Source organism: Faucicola mancuniensis, assembly GCF_046523945.1.
Classification (GTDB): domain Bacteria; phylum Pseudomonadota; class Gammaproteobacteria; order Pseudomonadales; family Moraxellaceae; genus Faucicola; species Faucicola mancuniensis.
Map to the genome: position 1 here is coordinate 1,978,430 of NZ_CP171363.1, position 19,090 is coordinate 1,997,519.

A 19,090-nucleotide genomic window follows, 5' to 3' on the forward strand; every position below is an offset into this window, starting at 1 on the left:
AAATGTTTGAAAAATCCTGTTAATTGAAAAACTCATTTACAAACATACAAACATTTGTAAACTTAAAAATATAATGCTACTTTTTATAACAATTGTCAATCTATTTTTTTATAAAAATAAAAAATTATAACCCATTGATTTATATGTGTTTTTAAAAGAATTGAGAAAAAAAATATTTTTTTTGCAAAAAACACTTGCACAAAAAATAAAAATGTATATAATAGGCAACCACAAAGACGAGATAAACAAAACGTCTTATCTTTAACAACTTATTTGGGGTCGTGGCGAAATTGGTAGACGCACTGGATTTAGGTTCCAGCGGGGCGACCCGTGAGAGTTCGAGTCTCTCCGACCCCACCATTTTTATTCTTTAAAGTCAATAACTTACGTTATTGACTTTTTTGTTTTGCACATTTTTGACACACTTTTTTAGGGCGGTGTGGGTGTATATTAGGAACGCCGTGAACGTGGGTGGGCGTTGTCATATACTTTTGACAAATGTGCAAAATCCAAATGCGTATAAATCTGCGTGGTGCTGATATCTTCATGCCCCAACAGCTCTTGCACGCCACGCAAATCACCACTACCGCTCAAAATATGCGATGCAAAACAATGTCGCAACAAATGCGGATACATGGTTTGAGGAATGTTGGCTCGTTTGGCATGATGTTTGATACGCAACTCCACCGTGCGAGTGCTGATGCGTTCGCCTTTTTGACTGATAAAAACGGCAGAGCTAGACGTTTTTAGCCACGTTTGACGGATTGGCAGATAGTTTTGCAAGGCTTGCCAAGCTTTGCGACCGATTGGCACAATGCGAGCCTTATCGCCTTTGCCGATGACGTGAATCAATTTGTCATGCGAATTGATATCGGACAAATTAAGCCCAACAAGTTCACTTACTCGCAGTCCGCTACCGTATAATAACTCAAACATGGCTTTATCCCTAAGCCAAAGCTGACGTTGTTTTGCGTTGTCGGGTTCGGCTTGTTCCAGCAGTTGATTTAAAGTATCGATATCCACCAAGGTTGGCAAATTTCTGGCAGAACGTTTGATTTTGTGGGCTAAAACAGGATTCTGATGGATAAATTCATTTTTGATAAGCCAATGAAACAATTGGCGTAAAACGGTTAATTCATGTTGAACACTCACTTTTGCCATTTTGTCTTTGTCAATGCGTTTGGCAAGATAATCGCTGATATGTTGGCGGGTGATTTTGTCAAAATCATGTATATTGGCGTGTTGTAAAAATGCCAAAAAAGGTTGTAATGATTGGTGATAAGTGCGAATGGTGGTGGCTTTGTAGTGTTGAACGGTGAGTTCGTGAAGCCATTGTTCAATTAAATTTATCATAAACAAATACAAAATCCCATTTACAAAAGCGAAATGGGATTTTTAAAAACAATATCATTCAAAAGTTTCTTGATTTTCATCAAGTACATGTTGATTGACAGGTTTTAACCCCGCTCCAGCCATTAACCCTTCTGGGCTAAACACACCCTCATACACAAAAGTTGCAGGGCCTGTCATGTATACAGGATAGCCATCTTGCCAACGCACAATCAAACTACCGCCATACAACTGGGCTCTGATATCCACACCTTCATCAAGCCAGCCCTCACGCACACCTGTAACCACAGCCGCACACGCCCCTGTGCCACACGCTTGGGTTTCGCCCACGCCACGCTCATACACACGCAGGCGGATATGACGGTCATTCATCACTTGCATAAAGCCGACATTGACACGCTCTGGAAAAGCTGGGTGGCTCTCAATCGCCTTGCCAAGTCGCCCCACTTCGGCGGTCAATACATCATCAACCTTAATCACAGCGTGCGGATTACCCATATTTGCCACATACAAGGTTACAGGCGTGCCGTCCACATCTAAGCGATACGAGTTTTGCACTTTGGTGATGGCTTTTGGGGCGAATGGGATTTGTTCTGGTTCAAACTTTGGTTTGCCCATGTCCACTTGTACCCAGCCATAATTATCCGTGCTTAAGGTGATAATGCCACTTGCGGTTTCTACTCGGATTTTTTGTTTAAATGACAGCTTGCGAGCTTGCACAAAACGGGCAAAACATCTTGCCCCATTGCCACATTGTTGTACTTCTGAGCCATCTTTGTTAAAAATGCGATAACGAAAATCCACATCAGGCTGGCTTGGCGGTTCTACGATTAACAACTGGTCAAAGCCAATGCCTAAATGTCTATCGCCTAATAATTTGACAAATTCAGTGGTTAGGTTCAAACGCTGTGTAACCAAGTCTATGACCATAAAATCGTTGCCTAGACCGTGCATTTTGGTAAATTCAATTAACATATTATTTCCTTTATTTTTTGGTTTTATTATCGTTATCTTATCATAATTGCTTAAAATTGATAAGTGATATTATTTATAACATTTGTTCACGTTCCCACAGGCTTTCTACGGTTTCACGCTCACGGATAAAGTGAACATTTTCACCATCAACCAACAACTCGCACGCACGTGGACGGCTGTTATAATTGCTTGACATAGTAAAACCATACGCCCCAGCCCCAGTGATTGCTAACACATCGCCTTCACTCAAAGAAAGCACACGATTTTTTGCCAAAAAGTCTCCCGTTTCACAAATCGTACCCACAATATCCCATTGTTTTTTATCTATATTTTTGGCGTTTGATAAATTGGTTGGAATCACCGCCATCACCGATTCGTACAAAGTCGGGCGGATTAAATCATTCATCGCACCATCAACCACCGCAAAATTTTTGTGTTCGGTCGGTTTTAAAATATCAACTTTTGTCAATAAGACCCCTGCATTTGCCACAATGCTCCGCCCTGGTTCAAGATACACTTTTAAACCCAAATCTTGTAATTTTGGCAACAAAGCATTGGCAAAATCCGCCACCGCCACAGGCGTTTCGTTGGTATAACGCACGCCCAAGCCACCGCCCAAATCAATGTGTTTTAGTACGATATCTTGTTGTTTTAACTGATGAATTAATTCAATCACCTTATCCAACGCATCAACAAAAGGCTGAACTTCTGTCAATTGTGAACCGATATGGCAATCAATCCCCACAATCTCAAGGTTCGGCAAATCTTTGGCGATTTTGTACACACGCAAGGCATCGTCATGACTGACACCAAATTTATTTTCTTTTAAACCTGTAGAAATATAAGGGTGAGTTTTAGCGTCCACATCTGGATTGACACGCAACGAAATTGGTGCAGTTTTGCCAAGACGTTGTGCGACCTTGCTAATGCGGTGCAATTCGCTTTCGGATTCCACATTAAAACAGGCAATTTGTGCGTTTAAAGCGGTTTCAATGTCGCTTTCGGTTTTGCCAAGTCCTGAAAATACGATTTTGCTAGGGTCGCCACCTGCCTTTAACACACGAGCCAACTCGCCACCTGTCACCAAGTCAAAGCCCGCCCCAGCCTGTGCCAACAGTTGCAATACCGCAAGGTTACTATTGGCTTTTACCGCATAACAAATCTGATGTTCCACTGCCCCAAACGCCTTGTCATAGGCTTGATAGGCTTGTAAAATGGCGTTTTTGCTATATATATAAGTCGGTGTGCCAAATTGTTCGGCAACTTTTGTTAAGTTTACCTGCTCCATTGTTAAGTGATTGTTCACATAATCAAGGCTTGATAAATGGGCAACGTGGTCGGTTGGATTAATATCTAAAACTGATTGCGTGGTATTAGTAGTCATTTGTTGAATCCTGTGTTTGTGTTAAATCTTGATTTGTCAAATTTTGTTCATTTGAATGTTGCTGTGTTGTGTCTTGATTTTCGTTTTGTGTGGCAAGTTGTTTTGTCACTGTTTCTGTTGGCAAATACAAATCACCTTTTTGTCCGCACGCTGACAAACCCATCACCAACACACCAAAACCAAGCGATACCGCCAAAGTCTGCACATTTTTTTTCATATTTTTCATGTTGTTATCCATTTGTTAAAATCAATTTAGAGACCCTTTATTCTAACGTTTTTTATTCGTATTTAACAGCGTTACTACAATTTTTTTGCCAATTTTTTATGATTATAAAACTAAAAATAATCCTTGCTTTTTGGCAAAAATTTACCTACAATAGCCATGCTTTTGATAGCACCCACTACGCTGATAGCAACAAGTTTTTTAGCTAAATCTGGTCTTATTTTGTAAATTTTCTTTACAATAATCATTTAAGCATTGTGATATTTTTTAAAGTTTTTCAAAACTTTTTTCTACTTTGTCATACCAACAATTCTCATTGAGAATAATTCTTTTTTGAAAGTGACACTTGAGATTGCAATGCTCAAATAACACGATTTGTGTTGAATTTGCTAATTGATTTTTCATCATTTAGCCCTAGAGTTTTGCTTTTTTGCGTGTAATTTTTACACTTAAAATTTACATTTATCCAACATTATTTTGGTTTTTTAGCCAAAATAGTCTGTTATTTGTGTTTTTTTCACAAATACACTGGGCGTGTTTTTTTAAGTTTTTTTAAAAAAGGTTTTTTATGACAAATATTGATAATTTTTTTGATAACGCTACGCTTGATAAAGCGAATAACGCTGACACAATCAGCAAAAATAACGAACAAAGTGTCGCTAACACCGATACGCAAAACAACCAAACCCAAGCAAAAAATGACGATGTATCAGCATTTGCTGAGTTGGGTTTGTCTCATATTTTGTTAAAAAGTATTGCCAAAACAGGCTACACCAACCCAACACCAATCCAAGCCAAAGCCATTCCATCAGCAATTGCAGGACGTGATTTGTTATTATCTGCTCAAACAGGTAGCGGAAAAACAGCGGCGTTTGTCTTGCCAATTTTGCAACATTTAAGCGAACAGCCATCACAGCCCAAAGCCGGCAAAACCGAACAAAAATCTGCAAAACACAAACGCCATCAACCCAAAATGGTAAAAGCCTTGATTTTAACACCGACTCGTGAATTGGCACACCAAGTATCGGACAGCATTCGCAAATATGGCTCGTCTATGCGTGATTTGTTTAGCGTGCCGTTGGTCGGTGGTTCGCCTTATAATGGACAAATCCGTGCCTTAAAAAAAGGCGTGCAAATCATCATCGCAACACCGGGGCGATTGCTAGACCATATCAATGCGGGTCGTGTGGATTTATCTGAGTTGTCTATTTTGGTACTTGATGAAGCCGACCGTATGCTAGATATGGGCTTTGCCGATGATATTGAAGCGATTTTACAAGCTACGCCAGAACACCGCCAAACCATCATGTCATCAGCGACTTGGGACGGTGAAGTAGGCAAAATCGCCGAAACTTTTACCCAAAATCCAGAACGCATTAGCATCAAAGTGGAAACCGCTCACATTGATGAAAAAGTGTATTTTTGTGATAATTTTGACCACAAAAACAAATTGTTAGAGCATTTGATTTGTGACCAAGACCGCCAACAAGCGATTATTTTTACCGCAACCAAACGCAGTACCGAAGAACTTGCCGAACGCCTAGAAGACTGGGGACACAAGGTTTGTTATCTGCATGGCGACCTGCCACAAGGCAAGCGTAACCGCATTGTCGCTGACCTTCGCAATGGACGTTATCAGTTGGTCGTGGCGACTGATGTGGCGGCCCGTGGTATTGATTTACCAAACATTAGTCATGTATTTAACTATGACTTGCCACGCCAAGTTGAAGATTACGTTCATCGTATCGGCCGTTCTGGACGTGCTGGTCGTACAGGCGTTGCCATTAACCTATGTAGCCGTGATGACCGCAGACAATTTGCCAATATCAACCGTTATTTAAAACGTGATATGGTAGAAGCGACTGTGGAAGGGCTTGAGCCAAAATTTGTTGAACGCAATGAACGCCCAAATCGCAGTCGTGGACGCAATGGCGGTAATGGTGGCGGACGTGATAGATTTAAATCAGGCGGACAGCGTTTTGACAACCGTTCTGACAATCGCTTTGAAAACCGTGGTCATCGCTCTGACAGCCGTTTTGACCGCTCAGAGCGTTTTGACAAAAAACCACGTTTTAAAGATGACAAGCCAAAATTTGAACGTGGTGAACGTTTTGAACAACATGGTGAAAAACGTTTTGATGACAAACCACGATTTGCAAAAAATGAACGTTTTGACCGCAATGACCGCTTTGAACGTAAAGAGCATTTTGGTGAGCGTGGCGAACGCCATTTTGACAAAGCGGACAAAGGTTTTGACAGACGAGAAAAGTCAGATAAAAAATTTGGCAAACGTTTTGATGAAGACAATCGCCATTTTGACAAAAAACCACGCAAATTCGGCTCTGACGATGGTTTTAACCGTTCATCAAGTTTTGAGCGTGATAATCGTTCGCATGATAAATTTGACAAAAAACCACGCAAAGATACAAAAAAAGACGCAAAATCAGATTTTCCCCCACGCAAAAAAGGCGTGAAAGAAGAATTATACGGTGCAACCGCACCAAAACGCCGTTTTCGTTAATCGGTAACAAAAAAAAGACAAGTGATAATCGCTTGTCTTTTTTTTAGAGCCTGTATTCATAATGTTGTGAATACAGGTTCTTATTTTTTAAGCAACATCGCCAATGCCATTTTATCTAGTTTTGCTAATTTTTTATCCAAATCCGTATTGCTTACCACAATTTCATCTTTTAATACGAGATATTGCTGTTTATTGTTATCATCCAGAAGTGGAAAAACTATGCTATAATCTATCAGAATAGACACTTTTTCTTGACTAACAACATGATGATAAAGTTCATCAGAATAGCGATTTAATACATCATGAATTTGTTTGATGTCTTTTCTTAAATTTCTTTTAAATATTGGCTCATGATGAAAAGCTCGGTTTCTTAATTCTCGGATATTGTCAATACAAGTGTGTATTATAGCAATATGTTCAGCTATCGTTTTACTTCTATCAAAATTGGTAAAAACCGTTTCAAATTGTTTTTTCCAAACTCTATCTACAAACTTTTTACTAAATAATTCTTGCCAAAAACCCAAACTTAAATCCGCAACAACATTATCTATTGGTAAAAATCCCGAATTATGTTTATATTTTTTAATAGAACTTTGTATCTTTTCTCTATTTTGTTGAGATAACATATAATGCAATGTATTGTTTTCTAACCAATTTTCACCGTAAGTTGCCAAAAATGCTTGTTGAGCTGCTGTTCTTATCATCACTTCAAAATATTCAAGTGGTAATTTAAACAAACCACCTACTTCTGAATTAATATCGTATAATTTGATGGATAAAGTTTTGCAATTTGTCGCTAAAAAATAGGTTTTCATTCTTTCTTTTGGCAAAAGGTCAAAAATTTTTTCATATTGGCTAGACATTATGGTTCTTTTCCTGTATTATTAACCTGTGTGCCAAAGGGTAAGTTCCGTGTAATCTTCGGATATGCACGCCCCCTTTGGACAACTTTTTTTTAAATCATAGAAAAGTCCGCCATTGGTGGGCTTTTTTATTTGAATTATTTTAATTCATTTGCTAGCCAATCACCAAGTTTTTTTCCTTTTTGGTGGTTAATAGTTCAATTTCTCATTACTTGGCAAGTTAAAAGGCGGATGCGTCGCCACATCAACCAACACAATCGTATCATCATAGCGGATATAGTGCAAAATCATCTCACTGGTAAACTCACCGTTTGCTTGTTCCACATATTCAGGCAGTCCGATATGATAGTGCCATAGACAATTTTTTTGGGCGTGTTTAAAATTCGCTCGTTGCCTTTTGGTGTGAGGATTGGGTATCGCTGATGATTTGTTACGCCCTTTTAAGCCTTTAAAGCCATGCGTTTCTACATGGCTTGCAAAATCAAAAATGGCTTGTTGCACGCTTTCATCTAAGCTACCCATTTCACTATCCAGTATATCAGCAAAAATAACCTGCATTAGCGTTGCTCCAACCATTGTTTAAAAGCTTTAAAGTCTTTAAGAGCGGATTTTGGGACGACACGCCCATTTTTTAAAGCCAATTCTTTGGTTTCATAGCCTTTGATACGTTCGCTCATACGGTCAATATCGTATAACGGCTCATCGTCATAGTCGTTTGTCAAAAACAACTGTTCCAGATACGATACAGGGCTTAAATCATGCTGTTTTGCCCGTTCTATGATAACCATTTCTAATTGTGGTGGGATATCTATCATAATTTTTTCCTTTTTGGTGGTTAATAGTTCAATTTCTCATCACTTGGCAAGTTAAAAGGCGGATGCGTCGCCACATCAACCAACACAACACAATCATTCAACCGCATATAATGCAACACCATCTCACTGGTAAACTCACCGTTTGCTTGTTCCACATATTCAGGCAGTCCGATATGATAGTGCCAAAGACAATGTTTTTGAGCGGTTTTAAACCTTGCCATGCCTTTTTTTGTTGTACTTTCTATCGCTGATGATTTATTACGCCCTTTTAAGCTTTTAAAACCATGCGTTTCTACATGGTTTGCAAAATCAAAAATGGCTTTTTGTATTGTCTCGTCAAGTTGGCTTAATTGACTTTCAAGAATTGTGGCAAATTTTATGTTCATGCGTTATTTCTTCCAATCCAACGTTTAAAACTATCAAAATCTTTTAACGCCGATTTCGGCACTTCCACACTATTCGCCAACACTTCTTCCACGCTATCGGCATAGCCCAACGCCTTTTGCATACGCTCAAGGTTAAACGGATAGTTATCATCGTATTCATCGGTGATAAAAGTTTTTTCAAGCAAAGCGGTAGGGGACAAGCCTTGAGCGGTGGCTTGAGCGACGATAATTTGTTCTAATTGTGGTGGGATATCTATCATAATTTTTTCCTTTTTGGTGGTTAATAGTTCAATTTCTCATCACTTGGCAAGTTAAAAGGCGGATGCGTCGCCACATCAACCAACACAACACAATCATTCAACCGCATATAATGCAACACCATCTCACTGGTAAACTCACCGTTTGCTTGTTCCACATATTCAGGCAGTCCGATATGATAGTGCCAAAGACAATGTTTTTGAGCGGTTTTAAACCTTGCCATGCCTTTTTTTGTTGTACTTTCTATCGCTGATGATTTATTACGCCCTTTTAAGCTTTTAAAACCATGCGTTTCTACATGGTTTGCAAAATCAAAAATGGCTTTTTGTATTGTCTCGTCAAGTTGGCTTAATTGACTTTCAAGAATTGTGGCAAATTTTATGTTCATGCGTTATTTCTTCCAATCCAACGTTTAAAACTATCAAAATCTTTTAACGCCGATTTCGGCACTTCCACACTATTCGCCAACACTTCTTCCACGCTATCGGCATAGCCCAACGCCTTTTGCATACGCTCAAGGTTAAACGGATAGTTATCATCGTATTCATCGGTGATAAAAGTTTTTTCAAGCAAAGCGGTAGGGGACAAGCCTTGAGCGGTGGCTTGAGCGACGATAATTTGTTCTAATTGTGGTGGGATATCTATCATAATTTTTTCCTTTTTGGTGGTTAATAGTTCAATTTCTCATTACTTGGCAAGTTAAAAGGCGGATGCGTCGCCACATCAACCAACACAACACAATCATTCAACCGCATATAATGCAACACCATCTCACTGGTAAACTCACCGTTTGCTTGTTCCACATATTCAGGCAGTCCGATATGATAGTGCCAAAGACAATGTTTTTGAGCGGTTTTAAACCTTGCCATGCCTTTTTTTGTTGTACTTTCTATCGCTGATGATTTGTTACGTCCTTTTAAGCCTTTAAAACCATGCGTTTCTACATGGTCAATAAACTGTGCAATCGCTTGGCGTACAGCAATATCCCATGTTGGGTATTGCGTGTTAAAATGGTGAGATTGTAGAATATTCATGCTCGTTCTCTCATCCATTTATCAAAAGCTTCAAAATCACGAGCAAGCCCTTTCGGCACTTCCACACTATTCGCCAACACTTCTTCCACGCTATCGGCATAGCCTAACGCTTTTTGCATACGCTCAAGGTTAAACGGATAGTTATCATCGTATTCATCGGTGATAAAAGTTTTTTCAAGCAAAGCGGTAGGGGACAAGCCTTGAGCGGTGGCTTGAGCGACGATAATTTGTTCTAGTTGCGGTGGGATATCTATCATAATTTTTTCCTTTTTGGTAGTGATTTTGTCATGATAGCAATTCATTTTATAAAAATCAATTGATTTAGGATTGGCGATTTGTACGCAATTTTGTCGGTTTGGTATGGGTTCTATTGACATTTTTTGTCACTCCTTAATTTTTTTATGGCTATAATTGGTCAGTGTGGCTGACATTTTTTGTCAGTTTGTTACTATTTGACATTTTTTTGTTAGTTTTTTTGTGGGTATAATGAGTGATATTTTATTGGTTGGAGAATTTTTTATGTTTTTTTTGAGTATTTTTTATGTTTTGTTGATAATGATTGTTGTTTTGGGCATTTGGGCATGATTTTTTTGCGAGTTTTTTGTGATTGGGTATGTTTTTTGCAAGTATTTGGTTGTTAGTGTCTGTGTGATAGGTTACGAGATTGACTGGGCTTTTTGTGTGAGTTTCGTGATGTGTTGCTAGGTCTAATATTTCATTGATTATTGAGGGATTTCATTATGAATCACGTTTATAAAGTTGTTTTTAATAAGGCGACGGGTACGTTCGTTGCTGTGGCTGAGTTTGCAAAGGCTCAAGGTAAAAAGTCTAATGGGGTGAAGTCATTGGTGTTTACGCCTGTGATGAGTACGGTGCGTTTTGTGTTAACGGCGATGGCGTCGGCGTTTGTGCTAGTCAATGGTGCAAATGCGGCGACAGGTACAGAGTATAATCAAACAGATGACAAGGTTTGTTATTTTGATACAGCAACAAATAGTGTAATTTGTGGTGATTCTAGCACAAATGCTAATGGTAAAAATACCATTGCAATTGGTCATGGTGCCAAAGCTGGTAACTCTACCATTACTATTGGTGCAAACACAGCGAGTGCCGGTGTTCAAGGCAGTATTTATGTTGGTAATAACATCACAACAGTATCAGCTATGACAGGTACAGTTGCTGTTGGTAACAGTGTTTTTGCAGGTTTAGGTGGTGATACTGGCTTTGGTACTGCAGTTGGTACAGGTGCAGGTGCGTTTACAGGTTCAACAGCAATTGGTGCGATGGCTTATATTGATAACTTTAATACTAAAGCTGAGGATATAGGTAGTCTATCGTCTACGGGTATAGGTGCTGGTTCACGTGTTACCAATGTTAACTCATCTACAGCATTGGGTGCAAATACTTACGTTAGTTCTAGTGATGCTACCGTTGCTGGTGCAAACTCAACTGCAGCAGGTGTCGGTGCTAGTGTATTGGGTGCGAATGCTTATGCATCAGGTACAAATGCGACTGCAGTTGGTCGTGAAGCTTATATTTCTAAAGGAGGTGAGAGTGCAACAGCGATTGGTCATCAAGCAGGTGCGTACTCCCAAAATGCCATTGCCATTGGTAAAAATGCTACTGTACAAGGCACAAATGCTGAACTAGGCATTAGTGGTATACGTCCTGTAGAAAAGATTCGAGTTGCTGCAGATGATATGGAAAAAAGCGTTAAGGCATTTATTAATAGTGATAATCCAGTGTTTAATAGAGATTTTGCTGTAAAACTGGATGATGCTTATATCACAGCAGTAGATGGTCTTGCTAAGGGTGTAAATGCTCAATATACCATGGATAAATTTAATGAGTTAGTAGCTTCAGCAAAAACAGAATATGCGAACGAACCTAGCGAACAAAATGCTTTACTTGTAGCGAAATTAACACAATATAAAGGTCGTTTAGCACAAATACAAACGATTGCTACAACTATGCAAAAAGAGTATGGTAATAATGCAACGACTAACTCAACGGCTATCGGTACAAACTCAATCGCCTATGGTAGCAATGCCATCGCAATGGGTACAACATCATTAGCAGCGAATAATGATACTGTTGCGATTGGTAATTCTGCAACCGCTATGGGAAAAAATTCAACTGTGCTTGGTTTAAACGCACTATCTACAGCCGAAAGTGGTATTGCTATTGGTGATGGTGCAAAGGTAGAACATAAAGATCTTACTGACGCTAAAAACGCATTGAACACAGCACAAACAGCCTATGATAACGCTGTGAAAGCAGGTGGTCTCTCACCAAGTGATGAACAGAAAGCAACCATTGCTGCCGCCAAAACAGCATTGGATACAGCGAAAACCAACTATACTACAGCAGCAGACCTAGCCAAAAACTCTATCGCTATTGGTAAAGGTGCCCAAGCCAAGGCAGAAAACACCATCTCAATCGGTACAGGCAATATTGTCAATGGGGCAAGCTCTGGTGCGATTGGTGACACAACTACTATTAATGGCATAAACAGTTATTCTGTCGGTAATAATAATAATATTGCAAAAGATAAAACAGATGTCGAAGATAAAACAGATGTCTTCGCACTGGGTAACAATATTACAAAGACTGCAAGCCAATCAGTATTTTTAGGTTCTAACTCAGCCTATACTGCTAAAGGTGAAACAACAGATGGTATAGCTGCTGTAACAGAACCTGTTACCGTGAATGGTGTGCAATACGGCGGTTTTGCAGGCAAAACGCCAGTTGGTGTCGTATCTGTTGGTGATGTTGGTAAAGAACGCCGTATCCAAAACGTCGCCGCAGGTCAAATTTCGGCAACATCAACCGATGCGATTAACGGTAGTCAATTGTATATGGTCGCCAAAGGCACGCTAGACCAAATGCCAGTTGTATACACCAATGCAAGCGGCAATAAACTAGTCAAATCACCTGACGGTGAATTTTACCCTGCAGGTTCAGTAGTATTAGATGGCAAAACTTATCCAGCAGGTACAACACTAAATGACAAAGGTGTACCTACCAAAGACGGACAACCTGCTCAAGCCTTAACAGCAACACCAAAAGATACGGTTATCGCATCGATGAACAATGGTGGTAACAGCACAACCGCACCAACCACATTGGCGAACGTCAAATCAACCTTAGCACCGACAATCAACGATATCAAGAATGATCCAAGATTTGTAAAAGGTGCTGATGACAAATATTACCCAGCTGGCACACAAATGGGTACTGACGGCAACCCAATTGACAAAAACATTCCATCGATTACTGTTAGTGAAAAAGGTCCTAACTACACAACAGCACAACAAGCCCCAACCCTAACAGCGAACCAATACAATAACGCTGCCACTGTTGGCGACGTGCTAAATGCAGGTTGGAACTTACAAAACAACGGCGAAGCCAAAGACTTTGTCAAACCATACGACACCGTAAACTTTGTCAACGGTACAGGCACAACCGCAGTTGTAACCACAAATGCAGATGGCAAAACTAGCGACGTAACCTTTAACACCATCATCGCCTACACAGACGCACAAGGCAACCAACTGGTACAAGCCAAAGACGGCAAATACTATCCTGCAGGAACAACCTTTAATCAAGACGGTAGTCCACAAGCGGTAGATGGCGTAACACCACAACCAGTAACGCCAAGCCAAATCAACCTAGTCAATGGCAACAACAGCACAACCACGCCAACAACACTAGGCAACGTAGCGGCAGGTAGCCTAACTTACGCAGGTGATAAAAACGTAACCAAAGTAGGCGACAAATACTACAACATCAGCGACGTAGTAAATGGCGTACCAGTTGCAAAAGCAACACCTGTTGCAGAACCAACAACCAAAACTGCCTATGACGGACTAGCAAACCTAAACAACTCAAATCCGACTAACGTTCTAACCGTAGCCGATGCCAAAAACTTAGGCTGGGTAGTATCATCTGACAAAACCACAGGCGACTTAGGCAAAGCTTACGCAGATAACGTACGTAACGCCAACGAAGTCAAATTTGTCGGTGTTAATGGAGCAACCGTATCAGGTAAAACTGATGACAAAGGCGTTCGCACCATTACCGTTGATGTCAATGCACAAAACGTAGCAGAAACAGCACAATTACCAGTTGTTTACACCAATGCAAAAGGTGATAAACTAACAAAAATTGGTGATGAATTCTACCCTGCAGATTCAGTAGTATTAAATGGCAAAGCTTATCCAGCAGGCACAACATTAGTAGATGGTGAACCTAAAAAAGACGGACAACTTGTTGAAGCCTTAAAAGCAACACCAAAAGATGATATTATCGCATCGATGAACAATGGTGACAACAGCACAACCGCACCAACCACATTGGCAAATGTGGCAAGCACACTACCAAATACATATAACACTGATACGAAGTTGAACCCAAAAGCGGAAGCAGTGACTACAAGTGCATCTTTGCCAGATGATTTTGATGTGAAAGCATTGAATAACGCTGCTACCGTTGGCGACGTGCTAAACGCAGGTTGGAACTTACAAAACAACGGCGAAGCCAAAGACTTTGTCAAACCATACGACACCGTAAACTTTGTCAACGGTACAGGCACAACCGCAGTTGTAACCACAAATGCAGATGGCAAAACTAGCGACGTAACCTTTAACACCATCATCGCCTACACAGACGCACAAGGCAACCAACTGGTACAAGCCAAAGACGGCAAATACTATCCTGCAGGAACAACCTTTAATCAAGACGGTAGTCCACAAGCGGTAGATGGCGTAACACCACAACCAGTAACGCCAAGCCAAATCAACCTAGTCAATGGCAACAACAGCACAACCACGCCAACAAAACTAGGCAACGTAGCGGCAGGTAGCCTAACTTACGCAGGTGATACAAACGTAACCAAAGTAGGCGAACAATACTACAACACTAGCGAAGTAGTAAATGGTGTACCAGCTGCAAACGCAACACCTGTTGAAAAACCAACAACCGCAACTGCCTATGACGGACTAGCAAACCTAAACAACTCAAATCCAACTAACGTCCTAACCGTAGCCGATGCCAAAAACTTAGGCTGGGTAGTATCATCTGACAAAACCACAGGCAACTTAGGCACAGCTTACGCAGATAGCGTACGTAACGCCAACGAAGTCAAATTTGTCGGTGTTAATGGAGCAACCGTATCAGGAACAACTTTGACTGACGGTACACGTCAAATCACAGTTGATATCAACGCACAATCAACCGTTGAAACAGCGCAAACACCAGTGGTTTATACCGATGCAAACGGTAATAAACTAACAAAAATTGGTGATAACTTCTACCCTGCAGGTACAACACTAAATGCCAAAGGTCAACCTGTTGATACTAATGGTAGTACTGTACAACCTGTAGATAAAGGCGATATCATCGCATCAATGAACAACGGTGGCAACAGCACAACCACACCGACAACATTAGCGAACGTCAAATCAAACTTACCATCAGTAGATGATACAAGCACAGTTATCACAAAACCAGATGGCACAACCGTTGCAGTAGCACCTGCTAACATTACCAAAGCACCATTAACCGCAACAGAAGCGGCTAAGATTGCTAACGGTGCAGGCAAAAACAACGCAGCAACAATTGGCGACGTGCTAAACGCAGGTTGGAACTTACAAAACAACGGCGAAGCCAAAGACTTTGTCAAACCATACGACACAGTGAACTTTGTCAATGGTACAGGCACAACCGCAGTTGTAACCACAAGTGCAGATGGCAAAACTAGCGACGTAACCTACAACATTGCTGTGGACAACACAACGACACAAATCGTAGATGAAAAAGGCGACGTACTTGTTCAAAGCCTAGACGGTAAATACTATCCTGCAGGAACAACCTTTAATCAAGACGGTAGTCCAAAAGCGGTAGATGGCGTAACACCAAAACCAGTAACACCAAAAACAACCAAAGTTGCAGCCAAAACAACCACACTAAAACCAACAGCAACAACAGCTGACGGCAAAGCAGTAGACCCTGCAAATACAGTTGTTATCAATGGTAACGTGTATAACGTAGCAGATGTAACCGATGGCGTACCAAATAAAGATGCAAAACCGCTAGTCAATACAGGTAAAGTAGCAACCCCTGCTGCACCAAACAGCCTAGTAAATGCAGAAACAGTAGCCAATGCGATTAACAACTCAGGCTTTAACATCACAGGTGCAGGTAATAATGGCGGTACAACTGAGTTTACCAAAGAGTTGATTAAGCCAAGTGATACCGTTACCCTAAAAGCAGGTAACAACTTGACTGTTAAACAAAAGGCTGGTGAGTTTGAATTTGCAACGACAGATACACCTGAATTTAAATCTGTTAAAGTAGGCGATACAGCAGCCGTACCAGCAGTAAACTTAACCACTACAAAAGCAACCCCTGCTAGCAACAACACAACAGCACCAACAACAGCATTGAACATTGCTTCAGGCACAGGTACAGATGCCAAACCAACGCAACTAACAGGCGTAGGCTCTGTGTTGAACAAAAAGCCAGTTGAAGGTGTAGCAACCCCTGCAGATGCTGATTTGGTTGACCTAAAAGGCACAGCTGACGCACCAGTTAACAAAAACGCTGCAGCAACTGTTGGTGACTTGCAAAACATGGGTTGGGTCGTATCAGCTGAAAACAACAAATATAAAGACACTGTTAAAAACGCCAACGAAGTTAAATTCGTGGGTCTAAACGGCACAGAAATCAAAGGTGAAACTGTTAACGGCGTACGTACTATCAGCATTAATGCAGTGAAAACCATTAATAGCAACGTGGTTGTCGGTGGTGATAACATCAATGTTACAGTAGACGATATTTTGGTTGATGGTAAACCACAGCTAGATGCCAATGGTAATCCAATCAAACAGTTTACCGTTAAAACTAACACCACGCCATTAACCGTTAGCGAAGCACCAACGACAACAAATAACCAAACACCAACAGGTCAAGTACAAGCCCCTGCAAACCCTGGTTATCTAGTAACCGCAGGTGATGTTGCCAATGCGATTAATAATAGTGGATTTAACATTGCTAACAATGGTACAAACCCTAAATTAATGAAAGCAGGTAATACAGTTGACTTTGTTAATGGTAACTACACCACTGCCAAAACAACACCAACAGCGACAGGCACACAAGTAACCTTTGACGTGAACCCACAAGACGTTACGAATGCAAGCCGTTTACCAGTTGTTTACACAAAAGCAGATGGCACACAGCTATACCCAATCGCAGATGCAGCAGGTAATGTAACCTATAATACACAACCAGATGGCAAAGGCGAAGAGGTTGCCAAAGGTGATGTAATTACTTCTGTTAACGGTCCAGATGGTACAGCTGCTCCAACTACTTTGGCAAATGTAGCTAGCAACCTAGAACCAAGCACATCAAGCACAACCTTGATTGGTAAAGACGGTAAACCAACAACCGTAACAGAACCAACCAAAGCAATGACAGCACCAACACAAGCACAAGCGATTGCCATGAACAACAAGGCTGCAACCGTAGGTGATGTATTAAACGCAGGTTGGAACTTACAAGGCAATGGACAAGCAGTTGACTTTGTCAAACCTTATGACACCGTTAACTTCAAAGATGGTAAAGGCACAACCTTAACCAGCAACACTGATGGCACAACCAGCACCTTGCAATATGATGTGAAAGTTGATGGTAACACCATTACTGTCAATGACAAAGGCGAATTAGCGGCTAATATTACCAAAGTTAATAACGCTGTGTTACAAGGTAGCAAAACCATTAACGTGGTTGACGGTGTTGTAACAGCCAATACAGCAGAATTGACAAATAACAATGGTAAAGTTAATACACCATCACAAGTTGACGGTGAAAAATTGGTAACAGCCAATACCGTTGCCAATGCAATTAACAATTCTGGTTTTAACATCACAGGCGCAGGTAACAATGCAGGTTCTGCATTTAGCAACGAACTCATTAAACCAAGTGATACCGTTACCCTAAAAGCAGGTAAAAACTTGACTGTTAAACAAGTTGGCGGTGAATTTGAATTTGCAACCGCAGATAACGTAACCTTTAACAATGTTAACACAAACACATTGTCAATCGGTAACACAAGCCCATCAGCACCTGCTAATGCCCCTGTTGTGAACTTCAAAGCAGAAACTGCAACACCTGCTAGCAACAACACAACAGCCCCAACAACAGCATTGAACATTGCTTCAGGTAAAGATGCCAAACCAACGCAACTAACAGGCGTAGGCTCTGTGTTGAACAAAGCACCAGTAAACGGTGTGGCAACCCCTGCAGATGCTGACTTAGTTGACCTAAAAGGCACAGCTGACGCACCAGTTAACAAAAACGCTGCAGCAACTGTTGGTGACTTGCAAAACATGGGTTGGGTCGTATCAGCTGAAAACAACAACTATAAAGACACTGTTAAAAATGCCAATGAAGTCAAATTCGTGGGTGAAAATGGTGTTACCGTGACAGGTCAAACGGACGATAATGGTATCAGAACCATTACTGTTAAAGGTACTGGCACAGGTACAGGTGGTATTAAAGTTGATGGTAGCGCGAATGCAGGTGCAAACGCCAATGATAAACAAGGTTCTGGTACAACATTGGTTAATGGTCAAGGTACATCAGTATCTGTAAATAAAGGTACAGGTGTTATTAAAGTTGACAGCCCAATGGCATATGTCAACCAAGCAAACCTTGCTGATACCTCTACTGCAACAGATACGGTTAAATTGATTGGTAAAGATGGACCAGTTAAAATGACTAATGTGGCAAGTGGTGTGTTAAGACAAGGTGAAAATCTAAACGATTTAACCCCAGAGGTGATTGCTCAACGTGTACAAGCTGCACAGGGCGATACTTTAAATAACGGTGCAACTATCCGTGATTTACAAGGCCTTAACCAAAATATCAACAACAGTATCAACCAACTTGGCTACCGTCTTGGCGATATTGAAGACAATGCCAATGCAGGTACATCAGCTGCGATGGCAACTGCTGCCTTGCCACAAGCTTACTTACCAGGTAAATCAATGTTATCAGGTGGTATGGCAAGTTACAACGGTCAAGGTGCTGTCGCTCTAGGTATCTCAAAACTATCGGACAACGGTCGTTGGGTTATCAAAGTGAACGGTACAGCCGATACACAAGGTAACTTCGGTGGTGCGGTTGGTGCAGGTTTCCACTGGTAATTTGCATAATGTGATTGTAACAAAACGGATTAATCTTTTTAACAAAGGTTAATCCGCTACCAAAATGTAAAA

General features: G+C 40.8%; 15 protein-coding genes and 1 tRNA gene. 3 read left to right on the top strand and 13 right to left on the bottom strand.

The window, feature by feature from the left end; genetic code table 11:
* Positions 1-275 precede the first annotated feature (275 nt).
* Positions 276-360 (top strand) — tRNA-Leu (locus tag ACGTJS_RS09760).
* A gap of 90 nt (positions 361-450) precedes the next feature.
* Here the strand turns inward: ACGTJS_RS09760 and ACGTJS_RS09765 are convergent.
* The 4 genes from ACGTJS_RS09765 to lptM all read right to left on the bottom strand — a co-directional run bounded on the left by ACGTJS_RS09765 (position 451) and on the right by lptM (position 3,935).
* Positions 451-1,353 (bottom strand): tyrosine-type recombinase/integrase, encoded by a 903-nt coding sequence (locus tag ACGTJS_RS09765; protein ID WP_410471919.1) that lies wholly within the window; start codon positions 1,351-1,353, stop codon positions 451-453.
* Between the two features lie 54 nt (positions 1,354-1,407).
* Positions 1,408-2,325, bottom strand: coding sequence for a diaminopimelate epimerase (dapF, locus tag ACGTJS_RS09770; protein WP_315040950.1), 918 nt, complete (start codon positions 2,323-2,325; stop codon positions 1,408-1,410).
* Between the two features lie 73 nt (positions 2,326-2,398).
* On the bottom strand, positions 2,399-3,709 hold the full coding sequence (lysA, locus tag ACGTJS_RS09775) for a diaminopimelate decarboxylase (RefSeq protein WP_410471920.1): 1,311 nt from the start codon (positions 3,707-3,709) through the stop codon (positions 2,399-2,401).
* Positions 3,699-3,935, bottom strand: coding sequence for an LPS translocon maturation chaperone LptM (gene lptM / locus ACGTJS_RS09780; protein WP_315040946.1), 237 nt, complete (start codon positions 3,933-3,935; stop codon positions 3,699-3,701). Before lptM ends, lysA begins: the two co-directional genes overlap by 11 nt.
* A 565-nt stretch (positions 3,936-4,500) precedes the next feature.
* On the opposite strand from lptM, the gene ACGTJS_RS09785 reads away from it, so the two are divergent.
* Complete coding sequence (locus ACGTJS_RS09785; RefSeq protein ID WP_410471921.1) at positions 4,501-6,453, top strand: DEAD/DEAH box helicase; 1,953 nt, start codon at positions 4,501-4,503, stop codon at positions 6,451-6,453.
* An 80-nt stretch (positions 6,454-6,533) separates the two neighbouring features.
* On the opposite strand, the gene ACGTJS_RS09790 is transcribed toward ACGTJS_RS09785, so the two are convergent.
* The 9 genes from ACGTJS_RS09790 to ACGTJS_RS09830 all read right to left on the bottom strand — a co-directional run bounded on the left by ACGTJS_RS09790 (position 6,534) and on the right by ACGTJS_RS09830 (position 10,066).
* Positions 6,534-7,316: an Abi family protein gene (locus ACGTJS_RS09790; RefSeq protein WP_410471922.1), complete on the bottom strand. Its 783-nt coding sequence runs from the start codon at positions 7,314-7,316 to the stop codon at positions 6,534-6,536.
* Between the two features lie 189 nt (positions 7,317-7,505).
* Complete coding sequence (locus ACGTJS_RS09795; RefSeq protein WP_410471923.1) at positions 7,506-7,838, bottom strand: hypothetical protein; 333 nt, start codon at positions 7,836-7,838, stop codon at positions 7,506-7,508.
* A gap of 35 nt (positions 7,839-7,873) precedes the next feature.
* Positions 7,874-8,131 carry a hypothetical protein gene (locus ACGTJS_RS09800; protein ID WP_410471924.1) on the bottom strand — a complete coding sequence of 86 codons (258 nt, stop codon included), beginning with the start codon at positions 8,129-8,131 and terminating at the stop codon, positions 7,874-7,876.
* A gap of 20 nt (positions 8,132-8,151) precedes the next feature.
* Positions 8,152-8,517: a hypothetical protein gene (locus ACGTJS_RS09805; RefSeq protein WP_410471925.1), complete on the bottom strand. Its 366-nt coding sequence runs from the start codon at positions 8,515-8,517 to the stop codon at positions 8,152-8,154.
* Positions 8,514-8,777 (bottom strand): hypothetical protein, encoded by a 264-nt coding sequence (locus ACGTJS_RS09810; protein ID WP_410471926.1) that lies wholly within the window; start codon positions 8,775-8,777, stop codon positions 8,514-8,516. Before ACGTJS_RS09810 ends, ACGTJS_RS09805 begins: the two co-directional genes overlap by 4 nt.
* A 20-nt stretch (positions 8,778-8,797) precedes the next feature.
* Positions 8,798-9,163, bottom strand: a complete 366-nt coding sequence (locus ACGTJS_RS09815; protein WP_410471925.1) for a hypothetical protein — start codon at positions 9,161-9,163, stop codon at positions 8,798-8,800.
* Positions 9,160-9,423: a hypothetical protein gene (locus tag ACGTJS_RS09820; protein WP_410471926.1), complete on the bottom strand. Its 264-nt coding sequence runs from the start codon at positions 9,421-9,423 to the stop codon at positions 9,160-9,162. Before ACGTJS_RS09820 ends, ACGTJS_RS09815 begins: the two co-directional genes overlap by 4 nt.
* Before the next feature lie 20 nt (positions 9,424-9,443).
* On the bottom strand, positions 9,444-9,809 hold the full coding sequence (locus tag ACGTJS_RS09825) for a hypothetical protein (RefSeq protein WP_410471927.1): 366 nt from the start codon (positions 9,807-9,809) through the stop codon (positions 9,444-9,446).
* Positions 9,806-10,066, bottom strand: a complete 261-nt coding sequence (locus tag ACGTJS_RS09830; RefSeq protein ID WP_410471928.1) for a hypothetical protein — start codon at positions 10,064-10,066, stop codon at positions 9,806-9,808. Before ACGTJS_RS09830 ends, ACGTJS_RS09825 begins: the two co-directional genes overlap by 4 nt.
* A 483-nt stretch (positions 10,067-10,549) precedes the next feature.
* Here ACGTJS_RS09830 and ACGTJS_RS09835 point away from each other — a divergent pair, with 483 nt between their 5' ends.
* Positions 10,550-19,018 (top strand): YadA-like family protein, encoded by an 8,469-nt coding sequence (locus ACGTJS_RS09835; RefSeq protein ID WP_410471929.1) that lies wholly within the window; start codon positions 10,550-10,552, stop codon positions 19,016-19,018.
* Positions 19,019-19,090 lie beyond the last annotated feature (72 nt).